13 protein-coding genes are annotated in these 17,304 nt (G+C 63.7%); all 13 read left to right on the forward strand.

Annotated elements, in window-relative coordinates; translation table 11 throughout:
• Positions 1-271 precede the first annotated feature (271 nt).
• Entirely contained in the window at positions 272-1,021 is a 750-nt protein-coding gene (locus ACP2YO_RS23085) for an outer membrane protein (RefSeq protein ID WP_426442859.1), read from the forward strand.
• A gap of 464 nt (positions 1,022-1,485) precedes the next feature.
• On the forward strand, positions 1,486-5,004 hold the full coding sequence (gene dnaE / locus ACP2YO_RS23090; RefSeq protein ID WP_426442860.1) for a DNA polymerase III subunit alpha: 3,519 nt from the start codon (positions 1,486-1,488) through the stop codon (positions 5,002-5,004).
• Between the two features lie 326 nt (positions 5,005-5,330).
• Positions 5,331-6,323, forward strand: coding sequence for a 30S ribosomal protein S2 (locus ACP2YO_RS23095; RefSeq protein ID WP_426442861.1), 993 nt, complete (start codon positions 5,331-5,333; stop codon positions 6,321-6,323).
• Between the two features lie 127 nt (positions 6,324-6,450).
• Complete coding sequence (gene tsf, locus ACP2YO_RS23100) at positions 6,451-7,374, forward strand: translation elongation factor Ts (protein WP_426442862.1); 924 nt, start codon at positions 6,451-6,453, stop codon at positions 7,372-7,374.
• 69 nt (positions 7,375-7,443) lie between these two features.
• Complete coding sequence (pyrH, locus tag ACP2YO_RS23105) at positions 7,444-8,160, forward strand: UMP kinase (protein WP_426442863.1); 717 nt, start codon at positions 7,444-7,446, stop codon at positions 8,158-8,160.
• 50 nt (positions 8,161-8,210) lie between these two features.
• Complete coding sequence (frr, locus tag ACP2YO_RS23110; protein WP_426442864.1) at positions 8,211-8,774, forward strand: ribosome recycling factor; 564 nt, start codon at positions 8,211-8,213, stop codon at positions 8,772-8,774.
• Positions 8,775-8,839: 65 nt separating this feature from the next.
• Complete coding sequence (locus tag ACP2YO_RS23115) at positions 8,840-9,598, forward strand: isoprenyl transferase (protein ID WP_426442865.1); 759 nt, start codon at positions 8,840-8,842, stop codon at positions 9,596-9,598.
• A complete protein-coding gene (locus tag ACP2YO_RS23120) occupies positions 9,595-10,443 on the forward strand; it encodes a phosphatidate cytidylyltransferase (RefSeq protein ID WP_426442866.1) in 849 nt (282 codons plus the stop codon). Before ACP2YO_RS23115 ends, ACP2YO_RS23120 begins: the two co-directional genes overlap by 4 nt.
• Before the next feature lie 4 nt (positions 10,444-10,447).
• Positions 10,448-11,671 carry a 1-deoxy-D-xylulose-5-phosphate reductoisomerase gene (gene dxr / locus ACP2YO_RS23125; protein WP_426442867.1) on the forward strand — a complete coding sequence of 408 codons (1,224 nt, stop codon included), beginning with the start codon at positions 10,448-10,450 and terminating at the stop codon, positions 11,669-11,671.
• Between the two features lie 43 nt (positions 11,672-11,714).
• The gene (locus tag ACP2YO_RS23130; RefSeq protein ID WP_426442868.1) at positions 11,715-12,866 is read left to right on the forward strand and encodes a M50 family metallopeptidase; all 1,152 of its coding nucleotides are present in this window, start codon (positions 11,715-11,717) and stop codon (positions 12,864-12,866) included.
• A 174-nt stretch (positions 12,867-13,040) separates the two neighbouring features.
• The gene (bamA, locus tag ACP2YO_RS23135; RefSeq protein WP_426442869.1) at positions 13,041-15,614 is read left to right on the forward strand and encodes an outer membrane protein assembly factor BamA; all 2,574 of its coding nucleotides are present in this window, start codon (positions 13,041-13,043) and stop codon (positions 15,612-15,614) included.
• Positions 15,615-15,643: 29 nt separating this feature from the next.
• Positions 15,644-16,711, forward strand: a complete 1,068-nt coding sequence (lpxD, locus tag ACP2YO_RS23140; protein WP_426442870.1) for a UDP-3-O-(3-hydroxymyristoyl)glucosamine N-acyltransferase — start codon at positions 15,644-15,646, stop codon at positions 16,709-16,711.
• Positions 16,711-17,169, forward strand: coding sequence for a 3-hydroxyacyl-ACP dehydratase FabZ (gene fabZ, locus ACP2YO_RS23145; RefSeq protein ID WP_426442871.1), 459 nt, complete (start codon positions 16,711-16,713; stop codon positions 17,167-17,169). The genes lpxD and fabZ overlap by 1 nt, the downstream gene beginning before the upstream one ends.
• The last annotated feature ends 135 nt before the right edge of the window (positions 17,170-17,304 follow it).

Consider the following 17,304-nt stretch of genomic DNA (forward strand, 5'->3'; position numbering starts at 1 on the left):
ACTCGACCTCGCAGATGATCCAAATCGAACAGGCGGGTTCCCGTCAACATCATCCCCCGAACGACTGCGCACGCAGATTTGAATTGTGAAAATTGTGCGGCAACCATGTGGCGAAAAGTGCGAGAAGTGCGTGTAACACAACATTAACTTACAATTTGAACGGAGTCGTTTGGATCTTCCTGTTGCAGCGAAGTTACAGCAATTCGAAACGAGACTGCTATGAGCATGTCTCGAGGCCTTGGGGGCCAGTACAAAAAGTTGGAACGGGAAAATGAAAAAGGTTTTGCTTGTTACTGTCAGCCTGATCGCGCTCGGCGCGACTGCGCCGGCATTCGCTGCCGATCTCGCGGCGCGTCCGTACACCAAAGCTCCGCCGATGATTCAGGCCGTCTATGACTGGAGCGGGTTCTACATCGGTATCAACGGCGGTTGGGGTTCGAGCCACAACAGCTGGACCAACACCGCGGTTGGTGGCGTTCCCTTCGCGCCGTTGGGCGAAGGCAGCCATGACGCGACGGGCGGCACGGTCGGTGGCCAGGTTGGTTACCGCTGGCAGAGCGCCGGTTGGGTGTTCGGTCTCGAAGCTCAGGGCAACTGGGCTGACCTCAGCGGTTCGAACGCCAGCTCGGCTTTCGCTGGTCTCACCAACCGCACGAAGGTCGACGCGTTCGGCCTGTTCACCGGTCAGCTCGGTTATGCCTGGAACACCACCCTGCTCTACGTGAAGGGCGGTGCTGCGATCACCGACAACCGTTACCAGGGTCTCGCTGCCGGCTCGCTGGTCGACAGCACTTCGGACACCCGTTGGGGCGGCACCGTCGGCGTCGGTCTCGAATACGCCTTCGCTCCGAACTGGTCGGCTGCAGTTGAATACGACCATCTGTTCATGGACACCCACAACTACACCCTGGTCACCCCGGGCGGCGTCAACTCCCGCAACGACGACGTCAAGCAGGACGTCGATCTCGTCACCGTTCGTCTGAACTACAAGTTCGGCGGTCCGGTCGTCGGACGTTACTGATCGCTCGCTTAACTTAAGCGGCATCGAAAGCCCCGGGCCTCGGCCCGGGGCTTTTTTGTTGGGCTTGCGGATTAACCATTGGCTCTGATGGCTGGATTAAACGCGCCGGCGCGCGCTTGACTCTGAGAACAAAAAAGGAACAATGTTCTGCATACGTTCCAGTTCAAGGAGAGCGGCCATGTTGAGGATTTTCGTGGAAGAGGCGGCGGCGCTGGCATCGATCACGCTGTTCGTCGGGATGATCGCGGTGTGGGCGCAGTTGTTCACCCAGTTCTAGCCATGCGGGAGCAGGTACAGGGACCTAGCTTGCCCCTGGGGAAAAGCAGGAGGGCGGACCGCCATGCGGCGTTCCGCGTGGACTCGGCAGGGTTGAAGCCTCACGATGGCGGTGCGAGTCGGGCCTGAAGCGTTGCTTTCGGGGCGATGCTCGCTCCATCCCTGACGCAAATATCCTTCGAGCAGCCATGTCGAACGCCGGATTCGTTCATCTTCACGTCCATTCGGCCTATTCGCTGCTGAAAGGCTCGATCAAGATCGCCAAGCTCGGCGAACTTGCAAAAGCCGACCGTCAACCGGCGCTGGCGCTGACCGACACCGACAACATGTTCGGGGCGCTCGAATTCTCCGACAAGATGGCGGGCTACGGGATTCAGCCGATTGTCGGCTGCGAACTTGCGGTGGACTTCGGCGACGTCGATCCGACCACGCGCAACGTGCTGGCGGCGGGCCCTGCGCGGATCGTCCTGCTGGCGGCGCGCGAGCGCGGCTACCGCAGCCTGATGCGGCTGAACTCGCGGGCGTTCCTGGAGACGCCGGTCAACCAGACCCCGCACATCAAGCTCGAGTGGCTCATCGATGACGCCGAGGACCTGATCGCGCTGACCGGCGGTCCCGACGGACCGATCGCGCTGGCACTGGGCGCTGATCAGGCCGCACTGGCGGCCACGCGCTGCGACCGCCTGGCCGGCCTGTTCGGCGATCGCCTCTATGTCGAATTGCAGCGCCATGGCGTGGACAAGGAGCGTCGCACGGAAAGCGGTCTCATCGATCTGGCCTATGCAAAGGGCCTGCCACTGGTGGCGACCAACGAGCCGTATTTCGCGACCAACGACGACTATGAGTCGCACGACGCGCTTCTGTGCATCGCCGGTGGTCATCTGATCGCCGAGACCAATCGCACGCAACTGACGCCCGATCATCGCTTCAAGACGCGCGCCGAAATGGCGGTGCTGTTCGCCGACATTCCGGAAGCGCTGTCATCGACGGTGGAAGTCGCCGAGCGCTGCTCGTTCCGGCCGAAGACGCGCAAGCCGATACTGCCGTTCTTCACCGTCGGCGCGGCATCGAGCTCCGACGCCGCCGCCGACGAGGCCGCCGAGCTGAAGCGTCAGGCGCAAGAGGGACTGGCGAACCGTCTTCGGGTGCATGGTCTCTCGCAGGGCACGACGGACGAGGATTACAGCAAGCGGCTCGCCTTCGAGCTCGACGTCATCACCCGCATGAAATATGCGGGCTACTTCCTGATCGTCGCCGACTTCATCAAATGGGCCAAGGCGCAGGGCATTCCGGTCGGACCGGGCCGCGGCTCCGGCGCGGGCTCGCTGGTCGCCTGGGCGCTCACCGTCACCGACCTCGATCCCATCAGGTTCGGCCTGCTGTTTGAGCGCTTCCTCAATCCCGAACGCGTATCGATGCCGGACTTCGATATCGACTTCTGCCAGGATCGCCGCGGCGAGGTGATCCAGTACGTGCAGCAGCGCTACGGCCGCGACCAGGTGGCGCAGATCATCACTTTCGGTACGCTTCAGGCGCGCGGCGTGCTGCGCGACGTCGGCCGCGTGCTGCAGATGCCCTATGGCCAGGTCGACAAGCTGACGAAACTTGTCCCGCAGAATCCTGCCGCGCCGGTGACGCTGGCGCAGGCGATCGAGGGCGAGCCGAAGCTGCAGGCGTTCCGCGACGAGGACCCGGTGGTGGCGCGCGCCTTCGACATCGCGCAGCGCCTCGAGGGCCTGACCCGCCACGCCTCGACCCATGCGGCCGGCATCGTGATCGGCGATCGGCCCTTGAGCGAACTGGTGCCGCTCTACCGCGATCCGAAATCCGACATGCCGGTGACCCAGTTCAACATGAAATGGGTCGAGCCGGCCGGTCTCGTCAAATTCGACTTCCTCGGCCTGAAGACGCTCACCGTGCTCGACGTCGCCGTGAAGCTGCTCAAGCCGCGCAACATCCACATCGATCTCGCCACGCTGCCGATCGAGGACCCGTCGAGCTACCAGATGCTGGCACGGGGCGATGTGGTCGGCGTGTTCCAGGTGGAAAGCCAGGGCATGCGGCGCGCGCTGATCGACATGCGCCCGGACCGTTTCGAGGACATCATCGCGCTGGTGGCGCTGTATCGCCCGGGTCCGATGGCGAACATCCCGACCTATTGCGCGCGCAAGCATGGCGATGAGGAACCGGAATACCTGCATCCGATCCTGGAGCCGATCCTGAAAGAGACGTTTGGCGTCATCATCTACCAGGAACAGGTGATGCAGATCGCGCAGGTGATGGCGGGCTATTCGCTCGGCGACGCCGACCTGCTGCGCCGCGCGATGGGCAAGAAGATCCGCGCCGAAATGGAAAAGCAGCGCGCGGTCTTCGTCGCCGGGGCGGTCAAGAACGGCGTGCCGAAAGGGCAGGCGGATACGATCTTCGAGCTGCTCGCGAAGTTCGCCGACTACGGCTTCAACAAGAGCCACGCGGCAGCCTATGCGCTGGTGTCGTTCCACACCGCCTACATGAAGGCGCATTACCCGGTCGAGTTCCTGGCGGCGTCGATGACGCTCGAACTCAACAACACCGATAAGCTCTCGGAATTTCGCGCCGAGGCGCAGCGGCTCGGCATCAAGGTCGAGGCGCCCAACATCAACCGTTCCGGACCGACCTTCGAGGTCGGCGAGAATACGATCTACTACGCGCTTGCGGCGTTGAAGGGCGTCGGTATCCAGGCCGTCGAGCAGATCGTGGAGGAGCGCAAGAAAGGCGCCTTCACCTCGCTCGCCGATTTCGCCGCGCGGGTGAGCCCGCGCGCCATCAACAAGCGTATCATCGAGAGCCTCGCGGCGGCGGGCGCCTTCGACACGCTCGAACCGAACCGCGCGCGGGTGTTCGCCGGTGCGGACGCGGTCCTCGCCGCCTGTCAGCGCAGCCATGAGGCCGCGACCTCAGGACAGAACGACATGTTCGGCAGCTCAGCGGATGCGCCGAGCATCATCCTGCCACAGATCGAGCCGTGGCTGCCCGCGGACCGGCTCCGCCGCGAATATGACGCAATCGGCTTCTTCCTGTCGGGCCATCCGCTCGACGACTATGCGACCGCGTTGAAGCGGCTCCGCGTGCAATCCTGGGCCGAGTTCTCCCGTGCGGTGAAGACCGGCGCCACGGCAGGCAAGGTGGCGGCAACGGTGGTGTCGCGGATGGAGCGACGGACCAAGACCGGCAACAAGATGGGCATCATGGGCCTGTCGGACCCGACCGGCCATTTCGAGGCGGTGCTGTTCTCCGAGGGGCTGGCGCAATATCGCGACGTGCTCGAGCCGGGCGCCGCCGTGCTGTTGCAACTCGGCGCCGAACTGCAGGGCGAGGACGTGCGGGCGAGGGTGCTGCACGCCGAGCCGCTGGATCACGCGGCGGCCAAGACCCAGAAGGGACTCCGCATCTTCGTGCGCGACACCAAACCGCTCGACTCGATCGCGCGCCGGCTCAACATGCCGGACGCCACGCCGGCCGCAGCGGGCAGCGGAAGGGTGCCTGTGGCAAGGCCGGCGCCAGCAGCGGTCCCGGCAGGTGCTGCCGACGGCGATGTCTCGCTGGTGATCATGCTCGACCTCGAAACCGAGGTGGAGATGAAGCTGCCCGGCCGCTACAAGGTCTCGCCGCAGATCGCCGGCGCGATCAAGGCCGTGGCCGGCGTCGTCGACGTGCAGACGCTGTAGGCGCGGTCGTTGCGGCTTGCCGTCGGGGACGACTTCGCCCCCAAAGAGGCGCGGACCCGAAGTTGACGCAGCAGAGGGCCGCACCTTCCCTGGATTGCGACGCCCCCAGATCGGCGCAATGCCGGGTAAAGCAGGGCTTTTGCGGGCTGTGGAGGCTGATTGGGCCGCCAAAACCGGCCTTATTTCCTTGCTTCTGGCGCAAATCGCGCTATATACCGCGCCATCTCACACGGAAACATGGCTCTCAAAGGCCGTCCGGTGGCAACCGGGCCAACAGGCTCGTTTGCTCACACGTTTCCGGAGGAACCAACCGGAGAATTGAACCTATGTCGCTACCCGAATTCAATATGCGTCAGCTTTTGGAAGCTGGCGTTCACTTTGGTCACCAGTCTCACCGCTGGAACCCGAAAATGGCGGATTACATTTTCGGCGCCCGCAACAATATTCACATCATCGACCTCGCGCAGACCGTGCCGATGATGCATCGCGCGCTTCAGGCCGTCAGCGATACCGTCGCCAAGGGCGGCCGTATTCTATTCGTCGGCACCAAACGTTCGGCGCAGGACGGCGTCGCCGAGGCTGCCAAGCGTTCGGCGCAGTACTTCGTCAATTCGCGCTGGCTCGGCGGCACGCTGACCAACTGGAAGACGATCTCCGGCTCGATCAAGCGGCTGCGTCACCTCGATGACGTGCTCGCGTCCGGCGAAGCTCACTCCTACACCAAGAAGGAGCGGCTGACGCTGCAGCGCGAGCGCGATAAGCTCGACCGTTCGCTCGGCGGCATCAAGGACATGGGCGGTCTGCCCGACATGATCTTCGTGATCGACACCAACAAGGAAGACATCGCGATCCAGGAAGCGCAGCGGCTCAACATTCCGGTCGCCGCTATCGTCGATACCAATTCGGACCCCAAGGGCATCACCTTTGTGGTGCCGGGCAATGACGACGCGGGCCGCGCAATCTCGCTGTATTGCGATCTCGTCGCGCGCGCTGCGATCGATGGCATTTCACGTGCGCAGGGCGATTCCGGGATCGACATCGGCGCGTCGGCCGCGCCCATGCGGGAAGAGCTTCCGGCGGCTGCGCCGGTTGGCTTCCAGGGCCTGGCCGGTCCGCGCGGCACTGCCGATGACCTCAAGAAGCTCACCGGCGTGTCCGGTGCGATCGAGAAGAAGCTCAACGACCTCGGCATCTTCCACTATTGGCAACTCGCCGAGCTCGATCACGACACCGCCCACAAGATCGGCGAAGAAGTCGGTCTGCCGAGCCGTGCCGACGCCTGGGTTGCCCAGGCCAAGACGCTCGCCGAAGCGGAATAAGGGTTACGCGGCGTGGCCGGGCCCAGTCCCGGCCGCCGCTTCCATTCCACGAACAACGATTTTCCTGTAGCTAGCGGCGGCGCCATCGGCGCCGCGGTTTCTGTACAGGCAAGAAGGACATTGAACGATGGCAACGATCACAGCTGCGATGGTCAAGGAACTCCGCGAGTCGACCGGCGCGGGCATGATGGATTGCAAGGCGGCGCTGACCGAGAACAACGGCGACCTGCAGACGGCGCAGGATTGGCTGCGCAAGAAGGGTCTCTCCAAGGCCGCCAAGAAGGCCGGCCGGGTCGCGGCCGAGGGTCTGATCGGCGCGCTGACCTCAGGCACCAAGGGCGTGCTGGTCGAGGTCAATTCGGAAACCGACTTCGTCGCGCGCAACGAGCAGTTCCAGGGCCTGGTCAAGATGATCGCCCAGGTCGGGCTTCATCATGGTGCCGACGTCGAGACGATCAAGGCTGCCAAGGTCGGCGACGTCACGGTGGAGAGGGCGATCTCGGATGCGATCGCGACCATCGGCGAGAACATGACGCTGCGCCGCGCCGCTTCGCTCGAGGTGAGCAAGGGCATGGTGTCGAGCTACGTCCACAACGCCGTGATCGAGGGCGCCGGCAAGATCGGCGTGATCGTCGCGCTTGAATCTCCAGGCAAGACCGACGAACTCGCGGTCCTCGGCCGTCAGCTTGCGATGCACGTGGCGGCAGCAAAGCCGCTGGCGCTCGATCCGGCCGGCCTCGATCCGGAGACCGTCAAGCGCGAGAAGGACGTGCTGGCCGACAAATACCGCCAGCAGGGCAAGCCGGAAAACGTCATCGAGAAGATCGTCGATTCCGGCCTGAAGACCTACTACAAGGAAGTCTGCCTGCTGGATCAGGCCTTCGTCCACGACAACGGCAAGTCCGTTGCCCAGGCGGTGAAGGAAGCTGAGGGTAAGGTCGGTGCGCCGATCAAAATCGCGGGCTTTGTGAACTATACTCTCGGTGAGGGAATCGAGAAGCAGGAAAGCGATTTCGCCGCCGAAGTCGCCGCTGCCAGCGGCAAGAAGTAACCGCTGACAAAGGGCTTCCGGTGCGAACGCCGGAAGCTTGCCTGCGCGGGACAAGGAAGCGATCGCATCATGGCTGAGCTGGTCTATCGTCGCGTCGTGATCAAGCTGTCCGGCGAATATCTGGCCGGCAGCCATGGCTTCGGGATCGACCAGCCCACCGTTGATCGCGTTGCCGACGATCTGATTGCGGCGCGCCAACTCGGCGTCGAACTCGCGGTCGTGATCGGCGGCGGCAACATCGTCCGCGGCGTCGAAGTGTCGTCCCGCGGCGTGTCGCGGCCGACCGGCGACACCATGGGCATGCTCGCCACCATGATGAACTGCCTCGCGCTGGAGGCGGCCATCGAGCGCAAGGGAACCCCGGCGCGGACGCTGTCGGCGTTCGTGATGCCGGAGATTTCCGAGCTATTCACGCGAAGTGCAACGCACAAATATCTCGCCGAGGGACGAATCGTCCTGCTCGGCGGTGGAACCGGCAATCCGTTCTTCACGACCGACACGACCGCGGTGCTGCGCGCGGCCGAGATCGGCGCGGAGGCGGTGCTGAAGGCCACCAATGTCGACGGCGTCTACAGCGCCGATCCGAAGAAGGACCCCAAAGCCAAGCGCTTCGACCGCCTGACCCATTCGCAGGCGATCGAGGGGGGCTACAAGGTCATGGACGCGACCGCTTTCGCGCTTGCCCGCGAGACGTCGCTGCCTATCATCGTGTTCTCGATCGCGGAGCCCGGTTCGATCGGGGCGATTCTGCGCGGGTCGGGACACGGCACGGTCGTCGCCGGCTGACGCCACGCGTTCTGGCGTCGACAATCGGTTTCTTGAGAAGGGAGAACGTCATGGCCGTACCTGGTTTTGACATCAACGAAGTGAAGCGCCGCATGCAGGGTGCCACGCAGTCGCTCAAGCACGAGCTCGGCGGTCTGCGCACCGGCCGTGCCGCGGCCTCCATGCTGGAGCCGGTCCAGGTCGAGGCCTACGGCTCGCACATGCCGCTCAATCAGGTTGCGACCATCAGCGTGCCCGAGCCGCGTTTGCTCTCGGTGCAGGTCTGGGACAAGTCGATGGTGAAGGCCGTGGAAAAGGCGATCGTCGATTCCAATCTTGGCCTGTCGCCCGCGACCGAAGGGCAGGTGCTGCGCCTGCGTATTCCGGAACTCAACGAGGAGCGCCGCAAGGAGCTCGTCAAGGTCGCGCACAAATACTCCGAAGCAGCGAAGGTCGCCGTGCGCCACGTTCGCCGCGACGGGCTCGACGTGATCAAGAAGCTCGAGAAGAATCACGATATCTCGGAGGACGATCAGGAGCGTTTGTCCAACGAGGTGCAGAAGGCGACCGACGGCGTGATCTCCGAAATCGATCAGTTGCTTGCCGCCAAGGAAAAGGAAATCCTGACGGTCTGACGCGTTCGTTGGTTTTGCACGTTTTCGTCGCGCGAGCCGGTCTTCACCTCGCCTGAAAGAGCCCGATGTCGAAAGCCGCCGCCCCAGCAACCGACGGACCGGATCGCCCCGGCAGTCCGTTGCATGTGGCCGTTATCATGGATGGCAACGGGCGCTGGGCGGCCGCGCGTGGCTTGCCGCGTGTCGAAGGGCATCGCCGCGGTGTCGAGGCGCTGCGCCGTGTGGTCCGTGCGGCCAACGAACTCGGTGTCCTCTATCTGACGATCTTCTCGTTCAGCTCGGAGAACTGGTCGCGGCCTGCGACCGAGATCGGGGATTTGTTCGGCCTCCTGCGCCGCTTTATCCGCAATGACCTGGCGACGCTGCACCGCGACGGGGTGAGGGTGCGCGTGATCGGCGAACGCGAGGGGCTCGAGCCCGATATCTGCGCGCTGCTCAACGAGGCCGAGGAGCTGACGAAAGCCAACAGCAAGCTCAACCTCATCGTTGCCTTCAACTACGGCTCGCGGGCCGAGATCGCTGCCGCGGCCCGGCGCCTTGCGCGCGAGGTCGCCGAGGGCAAGCGCGACGCCAGCTCGATCGACGCCGACACGCTTGGGCAATACCTCGATGCGCCCGACATTCCGGATCCCGATCTGATCATCCGCACCAGCGGCGAGCAGCGCCTGTCGAATTTCCTGATGTGGCAGGCCGCCTACAGCGAACTCGTGTTCGTGCCGATTCATTGGCCCGACTTCGACAAGGCGGCGCTCGAGGGTGCGATTGCGGAATATGGCCGGCGCGAGCGCCGATTTGGCGGCCTTGCCGCTAAAACCGGCTCGTGACCGAGGGCGAAGCCGCGCCGGCGGCAGTAAGCGAGCAGGGGTCGCGCAATCTGGTGATGCGCGTGGTGGCGGCCCTGGTGCTGGCGCCGATCGCGATCGCGCTGGCCTATGTCGGCGGCGTCGCCTGGGCCGTGCTCGTGACGCTGGCCGTGATCGGCCTGTATGTCGAATGGCTGATGATCACGGGTCTTGCGGGTGAAGCGCGCGTCCTGGTTCCCGGCATCGCGGCTCTTTTGTTCTCCGGTCTGTGCCTGATGGTCGGCCGGATCGACGCCGCACTGGTCGTTCTCGCCATCGGCGCGGTCGCGTTGGTGGTGATCTCCGGCGAGCGGCGCAACTGGGCAACGAGCGGACTTCTGTACGCCGCGGCTGCAGAGATCGCGTCGGTGCTGGTGCGGCTCGATGCGGCCAAAGGTTTCGCCGCGCTCCTGTTCGTGTTTCTGGTCGTTTGGGTCACTGATATCGGAGGCTACTTTGCCGGCCGCAGCATCGGTGGCCCCAAGCTCTGGGTGCGCATCAGCCCGAAAAAGACATGGGCCGGCGCGATCGGGGGTTTCGTGGCGAGCCTCCTCGTTGCCGCCGGCTTTGCCGCCTTCGAGATCGGCGCCACCGGGCCGCTATTGCTGCTCGGAGCGTTGCTGTCGGTGGTTTCACAGCTCGGCGACCTCTTCGAATCCGCCGTGAAGCGGCGGTTCGGCGTGAAGGATTCGAGCCATATCATTCCCGGCCACGGCGGACTGTTAGACCGCCTGGACGGATTTGTCGCGGCCGTCGTTGTGGCGGCGCTTTTCGGCTTTCTTCGCGGCGGCGCCGATGGCGTTGGGCGCGGTCTTATGGTTTGGTGACGAGATGAGCGCAGTTCCATTGCGTAACAACAAGACCGTCGCGACCGACGTGCGGAGCGTGACCGTCCTGGGTGCCACCGGCTCGATCGGCGACAGCACCATGGACCTGCTCCGTGGCGCGCGCGACCGTTACCGGGTCGAAGCGCTGACCGCGAACGGCAATGTCCCGGGGCTCGCCAAGCTTGCCAGGGAATTCGGCGCGCGGTTCGCGGCCGTTGCCGATCCGGCACGCCTTTCCGAGCTGAAGGAGGCGCTGGCCGGCACGCGGATCGAATGCGGCGCCGGTGAGAGCGCGATCATCGAAGCCGCCGCACGACCCGCGGACTGGGTGATGGCGGCGGTCAGCGGCGCGGCTGGGCTGAAGCCCGCGCTTGCGGCGGTCGACCGCGGTGCGACGGTGGCGCTGGCGAACAAGGAATGCCTGGTCTGTGCCGGCGATTTCTTCATGGAGCGCGCGGCGAGGGCAGGCGCCTGCATCCTGCCGGCCGACTCCGAGCACAATGCGTTGTTCCAGGCGCTGGCGTCCGGCCATCGCGAAGAGCTGGTACGGGTGATCATCACCGCCTCGGGCGGACCGTTCCGTACCTGGGCCCCGGCCGACATCGAGCGGGCGACCCTGGAGCAGGCGCTGAAACATCCTAACTGGAGCATGGGACAGAAGATCACGATCGATTCAGCGTCGATGATGAACAAGGGCCTCGAGGTGATCGAGGCGGCCTATCTGTTCGCTTTGACGCCCGACGAGATCGACGTGCTGGTGCATCCGCAATCGATCATCCACGGCATGGTCGAGTTCTCCGACCGCTCGGTGATGGCGCAGCTCGGCGTGCCCGACATGCGGATCCCGATCGCGCATTGTCTTGGGTGGCCGGAGCGCATCGTCGGTCCGTCGGCGAGGCTCGATCTCGCCAAGATCGGCCAGCTCACCTTCGAGACGCCGGACTTCGAGCGCTTCCCGGGGCTCCGGCTGGCTTTCGAGGCGCTGCGGATCGGTCACGGCGCGACGACCGTCTACAACGCCGCCAACGAGGTCGCCGTTGCCGCCTTCATCGCCGGCAGGATCAGGTTCGGCGCGATCGCGCGCCTGGTCGAAGCGACGATAAATGATTGGATGCGGTCCGGGAATCTGGCTCCGCTGGGATCGGCGGATGAAGCGATTTCCGTTGACCATAATGCGCGAAATAAAGCTGCCGCCCTATTGCCTCAAATTGCCTTAAAGGCATCCTAGTAGGTTGGGGACGGAGCCTTTGGCTCTTGTCGAGGGGAAATGAATGTCCGAGTTTTTTCTTCATAGTTTCAATACGTTGAGCCATGGGCTCATCGGCTATGTCGTCCCCTTCCTGTTCGTCCTGACGATTGTCGTGTTCTTTCACGAGCTCGGCCATTTCCTGGTCGCGCGCTGGGCTGGCGTGAAGGTGTTGACGTTCTCGCTCGGTTTCGGACCCGAGCTCGCAGGCTTCAACGACCGCCACGGCACACGCTGGAAGGTTTCGGCGATTCCGCTCGGCGGCTACGTGAAGTTCTTCGGGGACGACACCGAGGCGTCCACGCCGGCGATGCAGACGCTTGCCACCATGACGGCTGATGAGCGCGAAGGCAGCTTCCATCACAAGAGCGTCGGAAGGCGCGCCGCCATCGTTGCTGCCGGCCCGGTTGCGAATTTCATCCTGGCGATCGTGATCTTCACCTGCCTGTTCGCCTTCTTCGGCAAGCCGAGCACCACGGCGCGGGTCGACAAGGTCGAAGCCAATAGCGCCGCGGCGGCCGCCGGTTTCCAGGTCGGCGACGTCGTGACCGCGATCGACGGCTCGGCGATCGACAACTTCTCGGACATGCAGCGGATCGTCAGCGTCCATGCCGGTGACAAGCTCACCTTCACGGTCAAGCGCGGCGATTCCATGGTGCAGCTGATCGGCACGCCCGAACTGCGCGAGATGAAGGATCCCTTCGGCAATGCCCATCGGCAGGGTGTGCTGGGCATCACCCGGGCCACCGCGCCTGGTGACGTCATTACCGAACCGGTCGATCCCGCCACCGCACTCTGGCTCGGCGTCAAGGAAACCTGGTTCGTGATCGACCGGACGCTGGCCTATATCGGCGGCATCTTCACCGGCCGCGAGGCCGCCGACCAGGTCGGCGGTCCGCTCCGGATCGCCCAGATTTCGGGGCAGGTCGCGACCCTCGGTCTAGCACCTCTGATTCGCCTGGCTGCGGTACTTTCGATCTCGATCGGCCTCCTGAACTTGTTCCCGGTGCCGTTGCTCGATGGTGGACATCTTTTGTTCTATGCCGTGGAAGCGGTCCGCGGCCGTCCGCTGTCGGAGCGGGCTCAGGAGATGGGGTTCCGAATCGGATTGGGCTTGGTGCTGATGCTGATGGTGTTTGCGACCTACAACGACATCCTCCATTTGGGCGCGTCTTGAAGTGGGCTTTTTTGTGACGTTGCTAATGGGCAACGTCTTGGAACGAAAATGGAATTGCATCGCGGTAGTAAGTTTGCCCACATGGCAAAGTTGGCTACAAGCGGTGCAGCAGGTTGGGAATCTGTCGGGTCGTAGGGGTACGGTCCGGCATGGAAGGATAAGGGCGCGTTGCGCATGATGTTTGGAATGCGAGTGAGGGGTGGCCTGTTCGCCGCCTTGGTCATGTTCGCCGTGCCGGTGGCTGCCACCTTGGCGGCCTTAGCTATGTCTGTGCCTGCGGTCGCCCAGACCGTCGATTCGATCACCGTCGAGGGGAACCGGCGTGTCGAGCTCGAAACCATCCGCTCCTATTTCCATCCCGGCCCAGGTGGTCGGTTGGGCCCGGCCGAGGTCGACGACGGCCTGAAAGCGCTGATCGAGACCGGCCTGTTCCAGGACGTCCACATCGATCAACGGGGTGGTCGGATCGTCGTGGTGGTGGTCGAGAACCCCGTGATTGGCCGCGTCGCCTTCGAGGGCAACAAGAAGGTCAAGGACGAGCAGCTGACCGGTGAAGTCCAGTCTAAGCCGCGTGGCACGTTCTCGCGCCCGATGGTCCAGTCGGACGCCCAGCGAATCTCTGATATCTATCGCCATGCGGGCCGCTACGATGTGCGGGTCAATCCGCAGATCATCGAGCAGCCGAACAACCGGGTCGACCTGATCTTCGTGATCGATGAAGGCGTGAAGACCGGCGTCCGCTCTATTGAGTTCGTCGGCAACAATGCCTATTCGGCGTCGCGCCTGCGCGACATCATCAAGACGCGCGAATCGAACATCCTCAGCTTCCTGGGCGGCAACGACGTCTACGATCCCGATCGTGTCGAGGCGGATCGCGACCTGCTGCGCCGGTTTTATCTCAAGAACGGCTATGCCGACGTTCAGGTCGTAGCCGCACTGACCGAATACGACCCCGATAAGAAGGGCTTCCTGGTCACCTTCAAGATCGAGGAGGGCCAGCAGTATCGCGTCTCGTCGGTCAACTTCCAGTCGACGATCGCAACCCTCGACCCGAATTCGCTGAGTTCGTTCTCGCAGGTCAGGGTCGGCTCGCTCTACAACGCGGAGGCTCTGGAGAAATCGGTCGAGCAGATGCAGATCGAGGCCTCGCGTCGCGGCTACGCCTTCGCGATCGTGCGGCCGCGCGGTGACCGCAATTTCGAGAATCACACGGTGTCGCTCACCTTCGCCATCGACGAGGGACCGCGCACCTACATTGAGCGCATTAATATCCGTGGCAACACCCGCACGCGCGACTACGTGATCCGCCGTGAGTTCGATATTTCGGAGGGCGACGCCTACAACCGAGCGCTGGTCGACCGCGCCGAGCGCAGGCTGAAGAACCTCGACTTCTTCAAGAGCGTCAAGATCACCACCGAGCCAGGATCCTCAAGCGACCGCGTCATCCTGATCGTGGACCTCGAGGAGAAATCGACGGGCGACTTCTCGGTATCGGGCGGCTATTCGACCACCGACGGCGCCCTGGCCGAAGTCAGCGTCTCCGAGCGCAACCTGCTAGGGCGGGGCCTGTTCGCGAAGGCGTCAGTGACCTACGGCCAGTATGCCCGTGGCTATTCGCTGTCCTTCGTCGAGCCCTATCTGCTCGACTATCGTGTCGCGCTCGGTCTCGATTTCTATCAGCGCGAACAGCTGTCCAACAGCTACATCGCTTACGGCACCAAGACGCTGGGCTTCAGCCCGCGGCTCGGCTTCAGCCTCCGCGAGGACCTCTCGTTGCAGCTGCGCTATTCGATCTATCAGCAGGAAATTACCCTGCCGTCGACGCTGGCGAATTGTAACAACAACCCGAACAACGGCTTGTTGGCGTTCAATCCGACGCCGGCCTTTGCAGCCTTGAACGGACTTCCTGCGGGAGGCACGGCAACGGCAGGGACCCCCCCGCAGACCGCTACCGACACGAGCCTGCAGGGCCTGTGGTGCTACTCCGACGGCGAAGCTTCGCTGCCGGTCCGCAAGGAGCTTGCGAACGGTTCGAGCCTGACTTCGGCGCTCGGCTACACGCTGAACTACAACACCCTCGACAACAACAAGAACCCGACCGACGGCCTCCTGATCGACTTCAAGCAGGACTTCGCGGGTGTCGGCGGCGACGTCAGCTACATCAAGACCGCGATCGACGCGAAGTATTACAGCCCGCTGGTGTCTGACATCGTCGGCGTGATCCACGCCCAGGGCGGCATTCTGAACAAGCTCGGCAGCAACGAGCTGCGCATGCTCGATCACTTCCAGATGGGCCCGAACCTGGTCCGCGGCTTCGCGCCGAACGGCATCGGCCCGCGCGACATCAATCCCTACGGTACGCAGGACGCTATTGGCGGCACCAAGTACTGGGGCGTATCGGCGGAGCTGCAGATGCCGTTCTGGTTCCTGCCGAAGGAAGTCGGGCTCAAGGGCGCGGTCTACGCCGACGCTGGCGGCCTGTATGACTACCAGGGACCGACCTCGTGGACGGCGACGGGCGAAGTCAACACGCCCGGCTGTATCAAGCCGACCCAAAATCCGCCGTCTCCGGGGACCTGCTTGGGTCTGCAATTTGACGACAGCAAGGTTGTCCGCACCTCGGTCGGTGTCGGCTTGATCTGGCAGTCTCCGTTCGGCCCGCTGCGCTTCGACTACGCTGTACCGCTGACCAAGGGAGCGTATGATCGCGTGCAAGAATTCAGGTTTGGCGGCGGTACAACGTTCTAAGACCGTTCGGCCGGACTGCGACGGGTGGAATGACGCGGCCGATCTTCTTCAAGAGTCCTCCTTCGTCAACGCTGGCTGAGATCGCCACGCTGACGAAGGCGCATTTGGTCGACCCCGCGAGGGGCGCGCAACAGATCAAGGGACTGGCTTCGCTCGACGAGGCCGGTCCGATGCACCTCGCCTTCTTCGATAACCTCAAATACGTCGATCAGCTCGCCGCGACCAAAGCCGGCGCATGCCTGGTCAGCCAGCGCTTCGAGGCGCAGGTGCCGAAGGGGGTTGCCGTGTTGCGGGCAGCCAAGCCGTTCCACGCCTTCGTCCAGATCGCCCGCGAATGGCACGCCGATGCGCTGCGGCCGCAATCCTGGTTCGGCACCGAAGGCATTGCGCCGTCGGCGATCATCGACCCCACCGCACATCTCGAGGACGGCGTCATCGTCGATCCGCTTGTCGTCATTGGACCGCGGGTGGAGATCGGTGCCGGGACTATCATCGGCGCCGGGGCCGTGATTGGGGCAGACGTGAAGATCGGCCGGGACTGCAATGTCGGCGCCAAGACCACGATCCAGTTTGCTCTGATCGGCAACAACGTGCTGATCCATACCGGCTGCAATATCGGCCAGGATGGCTATGGCTTCATCTTCTTCAGCTCCGAGGGCCATATCAAGGTCCCGCAAACCGGCCGCGTGCTGATCCAGAACAACGTCGAGGTCGGCGCTGCCTCGACCATCGATCGCGGGTCCTTGCGCGACACGGTGATCGGGGAAGGCACCAAAATCGACAATCAGGTCCAGATCGGCCACAATGTGACGATCGGCAGGCACTGCCTGCTCGCGGCCCAGATCGGGCTCGCCGGCAGCCTGACGATCGGCGACCATGTCGCGCTCGGCGCCAAGGTGGGGATCAACAACCACCTCACCATCGGCGACGGCGCCCAGGTGACGGCCATGAGTGCGGTCAAGGACGACATCCCGCCCAACGGCCGCTGGGGCGGGCACTTCGCCAAGCCGACCAAGCAGTGGTTCAGGGAGATACTGGCGGTGGAGCGGCTGGTGCGCGACAACGCCGCTGATGCGAAGGGTGAGGGGAAGGAGTGATGGAGGAGTCACCGGTCAGGTTCGAGCTCGTCGATATCAACGATATCCTGAAGACGCTGCCGCACCGTTTTCCGATGTTGCTGATCGACCGGGTCGTCAGGATCCGCGCTGATTACAGTGGCATCGGCATCAAGAACGTCACCTTCAACGAGCCACCGTTCCAGGGGCATTTTCCCGACCGCCCGGTCTATCCCGGCGTGATGATGATCGAGGCGATGGCCCAGACTGCGGGCGTGATCGGCATCAAATCGGTCGAGGGCACCGAGAAGCCGCGCGCGGTCTATTTCCTCACGATCGACAAGTGCAAGTTCAGGAAACCGGTGCAGCCCGGCGACACCATCGAGTACCACATGCGTTCGATCGGCAGGCGCAAGACGATGTGGTGGTTTCACGGCGATGCCAAGGTCAACGGGCAGATCGTTGCCGAGGCCGATGTCGGCGCCATGCTGACCGACTGAGGCGAGAAGTCGCCAAGGCAGGCGCGTCGGCCCTCCGTTCCCGCGATCCGCAACAGGCCGTCATGATACGTCACTGGACAGGTCGGGCAAAGTCGCGCTAACGACCGGAAAACCCGACACTTTCGCGCCCAAAGC

Source organism: Bradyrhizobium genosp. P (genome assembly GCF_049949265.1).
Lineage (GTDB): Bacteria > Pseudomonadota > Alphaproteobacteria > Rhizobiales > Xanthobacteraceae > Bradyrhizobium.